Annotated in this window: 13 protein-coding genes; 5 read left to right on the top strand and 8 right to left on the bottom strand. The window is 32.0% G+C overall.

Going from position 1 to position 12,847, the window contains the following annotated elements; all coding sequences use genetic code 11:
* Positions 1-11: 11 nt before the first annotated feature.
* From Q0770_RS04600 to Q0770_RS04575, 6 genes are all read right to left on the bottom strand, one after another.
* Positions 12-515, bottom strand: a complete 504-nt coding sequence (locus Q0770_RS04600) for a hypothetical protein (RefSeq protein WP_299114491.1) — start codon at positions 513-515, stop codon at positions 12-14.
* A 35-nt stretch (positions 516-550) separates the two neighbouring features.
* On the bottom strand, positions 551-1,093 hold the full coding sequence (locus Q0770_RS04595; protein ID WP_299114489.1) for an RNA polymerase sigma factor: 543 nt from the start codon (positions 1,091-1,093) through the stop codon (positions 551-553).
* 70 nt (positions 1,094-1,163) lie between these two features.
* A complete protein-coding gene (locus tag Q0770_RS04590) occupies positions 1,164-2,987 on the bottom strand; it encodes an ABC transporter ATP-binding protein (protein ID WP_299114487.1) in 1,824 nt (607 codons plus the stop codon).
* Positions 2,988-4,715, bottom strand: a complete 1,728-nt coding sequence (locus Q0770_RS04585) for a phospho-sugar mutase (RefSeq protein WP_299114485.1) — start codon at positions 4,713-4,715, stop codon at positions 2,988-2,990.
* A gap of 68 nt (positions 4,716-4,783) precedes the next feature.
* Entirely contained in the window at positions 4,784-5,734 is a 951-nt protein-coding gene (locus Q0770_RS04580; RefSeq protein WP_299114483.1) for a glycosyltransferase family 2 protein, read from the bottom strand.
* Positions 5,735-5,779: 45 nt separating this feature from the next.
* On the bottom strand, positions 5,780-6,310 hold the full coding sequence (locus tag Q0770_RS04575) for a DUF4199 domain-containing protein (RefSeq protein WP_299114481.1): 531 nt from the start codon (positions 6,308-6,310) through the stop codon (positions 5,780-5,782).
* Positions 6,311-6,471: 161 nt separating this feature from the next.
* Here Q0770_RS04575 and Q0770_RS04570 point away from each other — a divergent pair, with 161 nt between their 5' ends.
* The gene (locus tag Q0770_RS04570; protein WP_188374848.1) at positions 6,472-6,723 is read left to right on the top strand and encodes a type B 50S ribosomal protein L31; all 252 of its coding nucleotides are present in this window, start codon (positions 6,472-6,474) and stop codon (positions 6,721-6,723) included.
* Between the two features lie 77 nt (positions 6,724-6,800).
* The gene (locus Q0770_RS04565; RefSeq protein ID WP_299114477.1) at positions 6,801-7,976 is read left to right on the top strand and encodes a GlmU family protein; all 1,176 of its coding nucleotides are present in this window, start codon (positions 6,801-6,803) and stop codon (positions 7,974-7,976) included.
* Between the two features lie 5 nt (positions 7,977-7,981).
* On the opposite strand, the gene Q0770_RS04560 is transcribed toward Q0770_RS04565, so the two are convergent.
* The gene (locus Q0770_RS04560; protein ID WP_299114474.1) at positions 7,982-9,619 is read right to left on the bottom strand and encodes an ABC transporter substrate-binding protein; all 1,638 of its coding nucleotides are present in this window, start codon (positions 9,617-9,619) and stop codon (positions 7,982-7,984) included.
* 137 nt (positions 9,620-9,756) lie between these two features.
* Between Q0770_RS04560 and mtaB the strand changes: the two genes are divergently transcribed.
* Both mtaB and Q0770_RS04550 read left to right on the top strand, forming a co-directional pair.
* The gene (gene mtaB / locus Q0770_RS04555; RefSeq protein WP_299114472.1) at positions 9,757-11,076 is read left to right on the top strand and encodes a tRNA (N(6)-L-threonylcarbamoyladenosine(37)-C(2))-methylthiotransferase MtaB; all 1,320 of its coding nucleotides are present in this window, start codon (positions 9,757-9,759) and stop codon (positions 11,074-11,076) included.
* Between the two features lie 45 nt (positions 11,077-11,121).
* On the top strand, positions 11,122-11,613 hold the full coding sequence (locus tag Q0770_RS04550; RefSeq protein WP_299114470.1) for a hypothetical protein: 492 nt from the start codon (positions 11,122-11,124) through the stop codon (positions 11,611-11,613).
* A 61-nt stretch (positions 11,614-11,674) separates the two neighbouring features.
* Here the strand turns inward: Q0770_RS04550 and Q0770_RS04545 are convergent, their stop codons facing one another.
* Positions 11,675-11,971, bottom strand: coding sequence for an N-acetyltransferase (locus Q0770_RS04545; protein WP_188374843.1), 297 nt, complete (start codon positions 11,969-11,971; stop codon positions 11,675-11,677).
* Positions 11,972-12,154: 183 nt separating this feature from the next.
* Between Q0770_RS04545 and Q0770_RS04540 the strand changes: the two genes are divergently transcribed.
* Positions 12,155-12,823 (top strand): alpha/beta hydrolase, encoded by a 669-nt coding sequence (locus Q0770_RS04540; RefSeq protein WP_299114465.1) that lies wholly within the window; start codon positions 12,155-12,157, stop codon positions 12,821-12,823.
* Positions 12,824-12,847 lie beyond the last annotated feature (24 nt).

Below are 12,847 nucleotides of genomic sequence, written 5' to 3'. Positions count from 1 at the left end.
TTAATTGTTTTTTATTCTAAAATAGCTTCGATATCTGCATTTTCTAATAAGTATTCTTCTAGATTTTCTTCGCTATAATTTGTTTCAACTAATGTAAAGTCTTCTTCTAAAACGTCTGCTTCGGTTAATAATTCTGCCAAATCATATGTGTCTAAATCACTATCTATAAAGTAATTCTCTACCATTTCTATGGATAACTCTTCTGTGTTGTTCGTATTAATAAAAATAGCAAAAAACAATAGGAGAGAAGCAGCTATACCAGAAACATAATACATGTTTTTTCTTGAGAATAAACTTATGACTTTTGTTTTGTTCTCTTCATTGACTTTGTCAATAATTTTTGCTTCAACTGTATCAAAATAATCTTTAGGTACATTAAATCCTGTAGCAGTAATACCTTTTATAGAAGTGTCTTCTTCTAAGCGCTGCATTAGCTTTTGGTCAAAGGATTCAAAATAGTCTTTTGGAGCCTTAAACCCAGTTGAATTAATGTTATGTAATTTATCTTCTTTCATTTCCTATTCCTATGACTTCTAGATTACTAAAAGGTTTAATCTGAAGTTAAAAACAATTCTATTTTCTTAACTGCGATATGATATGAAGCTTTTAAGGCACCTTCACTTGTGTCCAAGATTTCAGACATTTCCTTGTATTTCATATCGTCAAAATATCTCATATTAAAAACCATTTGCTGCTTTTGAGGTAAACTAGTTATTGCTTTCTGAAGTTTTAACTGAATCTCATCACCCTCAAAGTAAACGTCTGCTTGCAAATTATTTATGGCATTATTCTGAATTTCTTCGTTAGAAATCTTTAGTTGCTTTGCATTTTTATTAATATGTGTAATCGACTCATTTGTAGCAATACGATACATCCATGAATACAGTTTACTATCGCCTTTAAATTTATCGATACTGCGAAACACTTTTATAAATGTATTTTGAAGTACGTCATCCGCATCATCATGACTAATAACAATCTTACGAATATGCCAATACAACCGTTCTTTATGGAGGCTTAAAAGCTCTCTAAAAGCAGTGTCTTTGGTAGCGGTATCTTTTAAGCGCGTTATTAGGTCTAATTCGTCCGTCAAAAAACTTTTGATTTGTTGCTTTGACTAAGGTAATTAGAAAAGGTTTAAAATATATTGAATTTTTATAGAATTACTCGAAACTCTGCATTTCTACTAGTTTTTTGTACACACCACCTTTTGCTAATAGCTCTTCATGAGTTCCTTGTTCGGCAATCTCACCTTTAGACATCACTACGATTTGATTAGCATTTTGTATAGTAGATAAACGATGGGCAATAATAACTGATGTTCTGTTTTTCATCATATTCTCTAATGCAACTTGTACCAGACGTTCGCTCTCAGTATCTAGTGCAGAAGTGGCCTCATCCAAAATCATGATTGGTGGGTTTTTTAGCACAGCGCGTGCAATACTAAGGCGTTGTTTTTGCCCACCAGATAATTTACCACCAGCATCACCAATATTGGTTTTAATACCATTTGGTAAATCTTTTACAAACTCCCAAGCATTGGCAATTTTAAGTGCTTCTATAACTTCATCATCAGAGGCATCTTCTTTGCCGATTAGAATATTATTTTTTACGGTATCATTAAATAGAATAGAATCTTGGGTTACTAAGCCCATTAATCCCCGAAGAGAAGATTTTTTTAAGTCACGTATATCCTCACCATCAATAGCAATATTACCTTGGTTTACGTCATAAAAACGTGTTACCAAATTGGCAATAGTACTTTTTCCACTTCCAGATTGCCCCACAAGAGCAACACTTCTGCCTTTTGGGACTTTGAGCGAAAAGTTCTTTAAAACTAAATCGTCTTCGTATTTAAATGAAATATTGTTAATACCAATTTCTGAAGTAAAATTGTCTTTTGATTTTGCATTTGGTTTGTCTTCTAATGGCGAATCGGTATTTAAAATTTCTAAAACACGCTCTGCGGCAGCATTACCTTTTTTAACGCTATAACTTGCTTTACTGATTGCTTTTGCTGGTGTGAGGATGTTGTATGCTAAGCCCATATAAACTAGAAATAAACCAGGGTCTAAAGATTGGTCTTGTAAAACCATTTGGCCACCATACCATAACAAAACGGCAATAACAGTTATACCTAAAAATTCACTTGTTGGACCAGCTAAATTTTGTCTATTTAAAAGACTATTAGAAAATCTGTAAAATCGCTCTGTAGAATCCTCAAATCGTTTTCCAAAAATTTTTTCAGCATTAAACCCTTTTATTACTTTAAGTCCAGAGAGGGTTTCTTCAAGTATAGATAAAAAGAACCCTTGCTCTTTCTGTACTTTATCGGATTTTCGTTTTAAACTTTTACCAATTAATGATATTAAAAAGCCACTAACAGGAATAAATATAAATACAAATACTGTGAGCTTTGCACTTATAAGAAACATGGAAGCAATTGTAAAAAGAATCATTAGTGGTTCTCTTACAATAAGTTCAAGTATAGAAAGGAATGAATGTTGTATCTCAAGTACGTCGGTAGAAATACGAGACATTGTATCACCTTTTCGTTTTTCGGAATAAAACGATATAGGTAGGCTTATCGTTTTTTCATATAATTCATTACGCATATCTTTTAAAACTCCATTTCTAAGAAATGTTATAAAAAACATTGCTAGATAACCGAATAAGTTTTTAAGTAAAAAGGTAGTTACTATAAGAATGACCATAAAAATAAGTACATCGTCACTTCCTTCTGCTTTTTTCTGAGTCACAAAATAGTTGAGGTATTGTTCTCCATAGGTTGTTATGTTTCCTAGACCTTTCCATACAGGCTCAATATTTAATGGCTTTGTATCACCAAATAATACTTTGAGCATTGGAAATAAAGAAATCATTGATAAAGTTCCAAAAAGCGCATAAAAAACATTACTTATTATGTTGAGAACGGCGTAACGCTTATATGGCTTGGCAAACCTTAAAATTTGTTTAAAATAATTCATCTATATATTCATGTCTTTTAAAATAGCATCAATCTTAGATTCCAATAACTGCTCCGTTTTGCTAAAGTCAGACATATTGTCAAGTGTTGTGTTAACACTAATATAGAATTTTATTTTTGGTTCTGTACCACTTGGTCTCAATGCTATTTTACTTCCATTTTCTGTGTAGTAAATTAAGACGTTAGATTTAGGGATGTCAAGTTTATATTCTTCATGGGTTTGAAGGTTCTTTGCCATAGATAGCTTATAATCTTCAATTAGTACCACTCTTTCACCATTGACTTCCTTTAAAGGATTTTCTCTAGCATCAATCATCATTTGTTTAATTTCCTCTGCACCTTCAATTCCTTTTTTAACAAGCGATACTAATCGTTCTTTGTAAAAACCGTGTTTTACATAAAGCTTAATTAATTCTTCATAAAACGAACTCCCATTTGCCTTAGCTTGAGCTGCAATTTCGCATGCTAATAGTGTTGAGGTCACGGCATCTTTATCTCTAACAAAATCGCCAACCATAAAGCCAAAACTTTCTTCTCCACCACCAATAAAATCTAACTCAGGGAAGTCTTTAATCATCTTAGCAATCCATTTAAAACCGGTAAGTCCTATTTTAATTTCGGTATTGTAAGCGTCGGCAAGAACACTCATCATTGGCGTTGAAACTATAGTAGAGCCAATAAATTCTTTTCCTTTTAGTCTTGCTTCATTTTGCCATTGTTTTAATAAGAATTCAGTCATCACTATCATGGTTTGGTTGCCGTTAAGTAATGAGATTTCCCCTTCTAAATCTCTTACGGCAATACCAACCCGGTCACTATCTGGATCTGTGCCAATAACAATATCACCATTAACTTTTTCGGCTAATTCCATAGCCATTTTTAGTGCAGCTGGTTCTTCAGGATTTGGAGAAGTTACTGTTGGGAAATCACCATTTGGTTCTGCTTGTTCTTCAACAATGTTTACATTGTTATAACCTGCACGTTTTAAGGTTTCAGGAATTGAAGTAATTGATGTACCATGTAATGAAGTAAATACAATATTGAGATTGTCTTTTGCGTCTTGAGTTGTATTGAAACTTCCATTCTTAACAGATGCATCTATAAAAACATCATCAACGTCTTTGCCTATAAATTCTATTAAATTAGAATTGCTATCAAACTTAATTTCAGAATAATCCAAATCATTTATTTCTGCTATAATCTCTGCATCTTGAGGTGGAACAAGTTGCCCACCATCTTGCCAATAGACCTTATAGCCATTATATTCTGGAGGATTGTGAGAAGCAGTTAATACAATACCACAGTGACAGTCGAAGTGTTTTAAAGCAAATGATAGCTCTGGTGTAGGTCTTAAGTCTTCAAATAAATATACTTGAATACCATTGGCAGAAAATACATCCGCTACAACTTGACCAAATGCTTTACTGTTGTGTCTGCAGTCATAGGCGATAGCCACTTTAAGCTGTTCTCCAGGGAAAGTTTGCTTCAAATAGTTACTGAGGCCTTGAGTATTTTTTCCTAGAGTATATTTGTTGATACGGTTATTGCCAACACCCATAATACCTCGCATTCCTCCAGTGCCAAATTCTAAGTTTTTATAAAAACTTTCTTTAAGTTCTTTAGGGTTACCTGCAATCATTCTGTTAACTTTCTCTTGAGTGTCTTTATCAAAAGTTGGTGTTAACCAAACATTTACTTTTTCTAATATTTCAGGTTCTATATATAGCATGTTTAATTGTATTCTGTGTGCAAAAGTACATAATTACAATAATGGAGTAAGTAGAATGTAGACGTATTTTAATCGAGATTTAAATTCTCTTTTATGAGATAGCGTTTGTTATCTCTTTTAGAGCGCAAAATAAGCTCTCCAAGGAATCCTGCAATAAAAGATTGAGTGCCTATTATCATTGTAGCCAAAGCGATATAAAATGTTGGACGTTGGGTAATTAGTCGACCAGTTGGATTAATAAAAAGTTTATCGATACCCATGTAAAATGCAAATGTAAACCCAATTAAAAACATGATAACTCCAAGTGCACCAAACAAATGCATTGGACGTTTACCGAATTTTGAAATGAACCAAATGGTTAATAAATCTAAGAAGCCATTTATAAAACGATTCATCCCAAATTTGGTTGTACCATATTTTCTAGCTTGATGTTTCACAACTTTTTCTCCAATAATTTTAAAACCAGCATTTTTTGCTAGTACTGGAATGTATCGGTGCATCTCACCATTGACATCAATATTTTTTACAACAGCATTTTTATAGGCTTTTAAACCGCAATTAAAATCATGTAATTTTACTCCTGAAGTTCTTCGGGCTGCCCAATTAAATAATTTTGAAGGTAAATTTTTAGCAATTACTGAATCGTAGCGTTTTTTCTTCCAACCAGAAACCAAATCAAATTTATCTTTAATAATCATTTGATATAATTCTGGAATTTCTTCAGGATTATCTTGTAAATCGGCATCCATAGTAATAACGACGTCACCTTTTGCTTTTGCAAAACCAGCGTGTAGTGCTTGAGATTTTCCAAAATTTTGTAAAAATCGAATACCTTTTGCGTTATTATCTTTTTGAGAAAGTGTAGATATAATTTGCCATGAATTATCTGTGCTGCCATCATCAATAAACAGAATTTCATAAGAAAACGAATTGGACTGCATCACTGATACAATCCAATCGTGTAATTCTGTTAGCGACTCAGCTTCGTTTAAAAGCGGAATGACTATAGATATATTCATGTATTTTGTTGTCTAATGTTTAGACATCAAATGTAAATAAAATAATTAAGCTTCATTAGGGTCATTCTTTTTAGTTACTGCCGCTACTATAAGTCCAATTAAGCTCATTATAGTTAAGAATATAGCATAACCTAGAAATTGATTACCAATTGAAAAAGGATTGTTTTGTTCTAGTTTGGCTACTGCTTCATCAATTGATGCTTGTGGTGCACCAAAATTTTCCATCATTTTTACTTGATTTTCAATTTGCATTTCGGCTAAAACTTGAGCTGATTCGGTATCAACAACATTAAAAATTAAGAAATACACTACTGTGCTTATAAAAAGTCCTAGTGCTACAGTTATGAAATAAGATGTAAATGCTTTTTTAAAAGAGATAAAACCACCTAGCATTTTTTTAGATGAGTTTATTGATATGATTCCATACGCTATTATAGAAACAAGTATCGCTACTAATACCCATATACTGTTAAAGAGTTTTATGTCTACGACATAAGCAATGATATTAACTGCTGCTAAAGTTAGTCCAAGATAAAGACCGTAATTAATAGCTGAAGATTTTAAAGATTTTTCCATGAGTTGATAGAGTTTATTAGTTAATCAGTTAGTTAGTACTCAAAGATAGAGAATTGTTACAAAAATCTTTAAAATAAAAAAGAAGAAAAACATTGTAGATTTATAAAAAATAATTAAATTTGCACCTCGAAAAAATCGAAAATATTATAAAGCATTTAGTGATGAGAAAAGGTATACATCCAGAAAATTATAGAGTAGTAGCGTTTAAAGACATGTCTAACGACGAAGTGTTTTTAACTAAATCTACAGCAGATACAGCAGAAACAATTGAGGTTGATGGTGTTGAGTACCCATTAGTAAAACTAGAAATTTCTAGAACTTCTCATCCATACTATACTGGTAAATCTAAATTAGTAGATACTGCTGGACGTATTGATAAATTCAAAAACAAATACGCTAAGTTTAAAAAATAAACCTAGTTTACAGATATTTACAAAAAGCCTTTCCTTAACAGAAAGGCTTTTTTATTTTTACATAAATTCAATAATCAATGAATTATATCCTTTTTGATGGTCCTAACAGAAATAATCTGTTGCCATTTACATATACGAGACCAGTCGCTGACATAAGAGTTGGTATCTTAACCATTAGAGAAAAGTGGGAGTCTTATTTAGATTATACAACAACTACAGTTACGGAAGATTATTTATCTGAGAAGTTCCCAATGGTAGAAATGGAAGTTAATACAATGATTAACGCTTCCTATTTACCAAATCATGAAATTATAGCCATTTTAAAGGAGCTAAAAATTAATCAAGCCATTTTTAAAGACGAAGATGTTATTGCATTTTGTGTTGAAGAAGGTGCAGAGCATGATGGTTTTTCAAATTTTGAAGCTATTGAATTTCAAAATGATATTGTAAAAATTGAGCATACTTGGGATATCTTTTCAAAAAATGGAGAGGCCATCACTGATGATTTTGAATTAATTACTAAAAATCGAAAATCGCAAGCTATTCCATCTACTGTAAACACTATAAATCCAGAGCAAATCTTTATTGAAAAAGGCGCAAAAATTAATTTCGCTACTCTTAATGCTAGTTCTGGACCTATTTATATAGGAAGAGATTCTGAAATAATGGAAGGCAGTTTGGTACGTGGGCCATTTGCATTGTGTAGTAATAGTGTATTGAAATTAGGAGCAAAAATTTACGGACCTACTACTATTGGACCTTATAGTAAAATCGGAGGAGAAGTCAATAATTCAGTGATTTTTGGATATTCAAATAAAGGTCACGATGGGTTTTTGGGTAACTCTGTTTTAGGTGAATGGTGTAATTTAGGAGCAGATACTAATAATTCTAATTTAAAAAACAATTATGCTGAAGTTCGTCTATGGGATTATAATACAGAAGGTTTTGCTAGAACAGGATTACAGTTTTGTGGATTAATGATGGGAGATCATAGTAAATGTGGTATTAATTCAATGTTTAATACAGGTACTGTTGTTGGTGTAAGTTCTAACATTTTTGGAAGCGGTTTTCCACGTAATTTTGTACCGAGTTTTTCTTGGGGAGGAAGTAAAGGCTTTGTAACATACAAAACCAATAAAGCTTTTGAAGTTGCCGAAGTTGTTATGAAAAGAAGAGGTGTTAACTTCGCGGAAATAGATAAATCTATTTTAGAACATGTTTTCGAAATCACACAAAAATTTAGGAGAGATTAAGTATTCTATTGAATTTTAGCCTTTTTTACAGTTTTAAGGTCTAGTAAGTTGGTAGCATTGATACCTAAACCTTTTACATTTTTTCTGGTAAACCTTACTACTTCATCGTAGAACAAAGGAATAATAGGTGCAGATTGCATAACTAAACTATCCATTTTTGTATAGAGCTTAGTGCGCTCTTCTGTATTAGTTTCTAAATAGGATTGCTCATATAAATTGTCGAAAACACTGTTCTTAAAATGTGTGTAATTTGGACCATTAGGTGCAAAATTTTTACTGTAATAGAGTGATAAATAATTCTCAGCATCAGGATAATCGGCAATCCAACTAGCTCTAAAAAAATCTAGTTGACCATTAGCCTTAAGATCCTTTAAACTAGATGCAGGAATTACATCTACTGTAATGTCTAACCCTATTTTTTGGAGCTCTCTCTGGATATATTCACAAAAGTTTAGGTAATTACTAGTAGTTGTCAATGTTACTTTTGGAGAAGTTATGTTTGTTTCTTTTTTAAACTCATTGAGTAATACTCTTGCTTTTTCTGGATTGTAACTATAACCTATAGTGTTGTTATAACCTGGTAAACCTTTTGGTATAAATCCGCCATTTGCAGGAATTCCAATGCCATTGCGTAAATAAGTAATCATCTTTTTACGGTTAAAACCTAAGTTTACAACTTGTCTGATTTTTTGAGATTGTACTTCACTTAAATCACTTTCCATAAAAAAACCTAGATATTCAGTATTTAAATATGGACCACGAATCATGTTTACATCACTTGAGTAATTATCCTTTAAAGTGCCTTTTGAAGTCAGTATTTCATCTTTGTATGAAGCATCTAAGCCAGATACAAAATCAATATTTCCTTGTGCAAATTGTAAAAACTCACTTTGCTTATCTGGCAAAAAAGTAACAGCTACAGCTTCAAGATATGGTAATTGGGTTCCATCGGGTGTACTTTCAAAATAGTTTTGGTTTCGTCTCAAAACTAATTTAATGTTTTCTTCCCACCGTTTAAATGTAAATGGTCCTGTACCAATCGGATTTGACCTAAAATCAGAACCGTAATGTTCAACAATCTCTTTAGGAACAACAGAGCAGTATTTCATAGTCAATAACCCTAAAAATGCTGGAAACGGTTGCTTGAGTTTTATAATAAAAGTCGTATCATTTTTAGCATAAAAGTTGTCCACCTTGTTTAGAGTCCAGCTTCCAGGAGATGCTATTTTTTTATCTTTTAGTCTATTGAAACTATATTCAAAATCAGAAGCCTTAACTGTTCTTGTAGAGTCACTTCCAAAAAGAGAATGTTTATGGAAGTATACACCTTTCTTTAAGTTAAATGTATAGGTTTTTGCACTATCTGTAACTTGCCAAGATTCTGCTATAGCTGGTTTTACATTAAGCGCATCATCCATTTGTACTAGACCATTAAAAAGTTGATTTGTACCCCATATGTCTGCTAAATCTTTTGAAAATGCGGGGTCAAGCGAGCTTATATTACGGTGCTCGTTATATCTAAAGACTAAGTGGTCTTTAACAGATGATTTATTTTTTGAACAGGAAGAAATCAAAACTAATAGTAAAACAAAAATTATTTTACTGGTTTTGTGAGAAGTAAAGCCTAATATTTGTTTTAGCATTTTGTGTATTAGTTGTAAATTTGTGGCCTTGAAATAAACTTTTGAAGCTAACTAAAGTTATTGATAAAGGAAAAGACTTTACAAAACTTACAAAAGCTTTTAAATATAAAACTCGATTATCGAGTAAAAATACAAGAATGAACGCTAGAAAAAAAGTTGCCTTTTATACTTTAGGCTGTAAACTAAATTTTTCAGAAACTTCTACGATAGCCCGAAACTTCAATGATGAAGGATTTGATAGAGTAGAGTTTAAAGAAAAAGCAGATATCTATGTTATAAACACATGTTCTGTCACAGAAAATGCAGATAAGCGTTTTAAAACAATAGTTAAGCAAGCGCAAAAGGCAAATGCAGACGCGTTTGTTGCAGCTGTAGGCTGCTATGCTCAGTTAAAGCCTGAAGAATTAGCTGAGGTTGATGGCGTAGATTTAGTACTTGGAGCAACAGAAAAATTCAAAATTACTGACTATATCAATGACCTATCCAAAAATGACTTTGGAGAAGTCCATTCTTGCGAAATTGAAGAAGCAGATTTCTATGTGGGTAGTTACTCAATAGGCGATAGAACACGCGCGTTTTTAAAAGTACAAGATGGATGTGATTATAAATGTACGTATTGTACAATTCCATTAGCTAGAGGGATTTCTCGAAGTGATACCATGCGAAATGTACTTAATAATGCTAAGGAAATATCTCAAAAAGGAATAAAAGAAATTGTATTAACGGGTGTTAATATTGGTGATTATGGTAAAGGTGAGTTTGGCAACAAAAAACACGAACATACTTTTTTAGACCTAGTTTCCAAATTAGATAAGGTCGAAGGAATAGAGCGTTTAAGAATTTCATCAATAGAACCGAATCTCTTAAAAAATGAAACTATTGATTTGGTTTCAAAATCCAGAGCGTTTGTACCACACTTTCACATCCCATTGCAAAGCGGTAGTAATGTATTACTTAAAAAAATGAAACGCCGCTACATGAGCGAACTATATACGGATAGAGTTTCAAAAATAAAAGAAGTCATGCCTCATGCATGTATTGGGGTGGATGTTATTGTTGGTTTTCCAGGCGAAACAGATGACTTATTTTTAGATACTTATAATTACCTAAGTGAATTAGATATTTCATACTTGCACGTATTTACATATTCTGAACGTGACAATACCGAAGCTGCAAATTATGAAGGCGTTGTACCAAAAAATATTAGAGCAAAACGAAGTAAAATGTTACGCGGCCTTTCTGTAAAAAAACGTCGTGCTTTTTATGAAAGTCAGTTAGGGACTGAGTCTACAGTTTTATTTGAAGGAGAAAATAAAGAAGGCTATATTCATGGATTTACTGAAAACTATGTCAAGGTAAAAGCACCATGGAATCCAGAATTAGTGAATACCATTCATAAAATAAAGCTTACTAAAATTGATGATGATGGACTAGTCCGTTTCGATTTTAAAAACTAGATTTGCCCGGGATTATTAATAAACTACATACTGGTTTTCAATACTATGAAAAGCACTCTAAAAACTATTCTTGTTCTCTTAACCATTTTCATGAATGCTTCCTGTGAAGATGAGAATCCTCTATTAGGAGAATGGAAGTTATCTTCTTGGCACATAGATATAGAAATGGACCTAGATAATGATACTATTAAGAGTTCTAATCTACTCGATGAAGCCAGCTGTGAGAATAAGGAAATGTTAACCATTTTTAAAAATGGAACTATAAATGCTATTAACACCTATAATCCGACAGTAAAAATTTCTAAGAATGGAGATAAGTATGTCTTCGATGTAGAATGTAATAAAGGAAGTATAGGTTTTGCAACGAATTTTAAGGTTTTAGATGATAAAGTAATAATAGAGCCAAATGGAGAAGAGTACCATTTTAGCGGTAAGCAATTGACACGAGTTTTTGAAGATGCTATAAATATTTATAATATAGACTTTACTGAAGTTATTGAAACCAAAGATTTGGTTTTAAGCTATATAAAAGAGTAAAGTTATATAAAAACAAAAAACCAAAGCATTTGCTTCGGTTTTGTTAAAGGTTATGTATTATCTATATTCTTATACCTACAGGCAACATACGTTTGTATTTTCTATTAGCTCTAACAAATTTAGCTATTTCTGGGCTTGTTGGCACCACACAGATGTTACGTTCTTTAATGTTGCTAAACACCAAATCAATAAACTCAAGCTCAAATTCTCTAGTTCTAATAGTTTCGGGGATAATAAGTTTAGTTAAAAATATCTTGCGTTCTTGCAAAGAGTATTCAATAACTGCCATTTCATTTTCAACCTTTAATTCAAATTGACGTAAGAATTCATTGTCAATTAACTCAGCGGTCTCTGTCATAATCTTTTGTGTTTTAAATTAGCGGTTGGCTAGGGTAGATTCTATATTTTCGATAGATTTGTGCAAATGTACAAAAAATATAGCACTTTCAAGGAGAATATGTGTTAAATAGCACTATAGCAGGTGTTTAACTATTTATTTTTTATGATATTTAATTAATAATCTTAGGATTTTAATATTAAGATGAAGAATCAAATGATACATGTGTATTTAATGCCAGGAATGGCTGCTAATCCTTCTATTTTTGAACACATTAGATTGCCTGAGGATCAATTTGAAATACATTGGTTAGAGTGGAAGATACCAATTAAGAATGAATCTCTTGAGTCTTACGCTAAGCGTATGATTGAGGATATTGCACATGTTAATCCTGTGCTTTTAGGTGTTTCTTTTGGTGGTATATTGGTTCAAGAAATGAGTAAACATATGTCTTTACGAAAGCTTTTTGTTGTGTCTAGTGTAAAATCACATCATGAGCTCCCTAAGCGATTAAAGCTTTTGAAGTACACAAAAGCTTATAAAATATTGCCTACTCAACTTGTTAGTAATGTAGATTTATTGGCAAAATATGCTTTTGGAGAAACCATTAAAAAGCGTGTAGAACTCTATAAAAAATATCTTTCAGTTAACGATAAGGTGTATTTGGATTGGGCCATTAAGGAAGTTGTTTGTTGGAATCAAGAGGCTCCTAATAGTCAAGCTATCTATATCCATGGTGATAAAGACTTCGTTTTTCCTCATTCAACTGATGGTAATTGTATTATTATTAAAGGCGGTACACATATTATGATTATAAATAAATATAAGTGGTTTAACGAAAATTTACCAAAACTTATATTGCAAGAAGCTTGATAAACAGTAGTTTATTTAATACAT

Source organism: uncultured Winogradskyella sp., from assembly GCF_947501905.1.
Lineage (GTDB): Bacteria > Bacteroidota > Bacteroidia > Flavobacteriales > Flavobacteriaceae > Winogradskyella.
This window is presented reverse-complemented; position numbering and strand designations above follow the sequence as displayed.

Coding starts and splice junctions, on each gene's coding strand:
- Q0770_RS04585 (WP_299114485.1), bottom strand. CDS start 4,715: ATGCTATATATAGAACCTGAAATATTAGAAAAAGTAAATGTTTGGTTA.
- Q0770_RS04550 (WP_299114470.1), top strand. CDS start 11,122: ATGAAAAGCACTCTAAAAACTATTCTTGTTCTCTTAACCATTTTCATG.
- Q0770_RS04560 (WP_299114474.1), bottom strand. CDS start 9,619: ATGCTAAAACAAATATTAGGCTTTACTTCTCACAAAACCAGTAAAATA.
- Q0770_RS04545 (WP_188374843.1), bottom strand. CDS start 11,971: ATGACAGAGACCGCTGAGTTAATTGACAATGAATTCTTACGTCAATTT.
- Q0770_RS04575 (WP_299114481.1), bottom strand. CDS start 6,310: ATGGAAAAATCTTTAAAATCTTCAGCTATTAATTACGGTCTTTATCTT.
- mtaB (WP_299114472.1), top strand. CDS start 9,757: ATGAACGCTAGAAAAAAAGTTGCCTTTTATACTTTAGGCTGTAAACTA.
- Q0770_RS04565 (WP_299114477.1), top strand. CDS start 6,801: ATGAATTATATCCTTTTTGATGGTCCTAACAGAAATAATCTGTTGCCA.
- Q0770_RS04590 (WP_299114487.1), bottom strand. CDS start 2,987: ATGAATTATTTTAAACAAATTTTAAGGTTTGCCAAGCCATATAAGCGT.
- Q0770_RS04570 (WP_188374848.1), top strand. CDS start 6,472: ATGAGAAAAGGTATACATCCAGAAAATTATAGAGTAGTAGCGTTTAAA.
- Q0770_RS04580 (WP_299114483.1), bottom strand. CDS start 5,734: ATGAATATATCTATAGTCATTCCGCTTTTAAACGAAGCTGAGTCGCTA.
- Q0770_RS04600 (WP_299114491.1), bottom strand. CDS start 515: ATGAAAGAAGATAAATTACATAACATTAATTCAACTGGGTTTAAGGCT.
- Q0770_RS04540 (WP_299114465.1), top strand. CDS start 12,155: ATGAAGAATCAAATGATACATGTGTATTTAATGCCAGGAATGGCTGCT.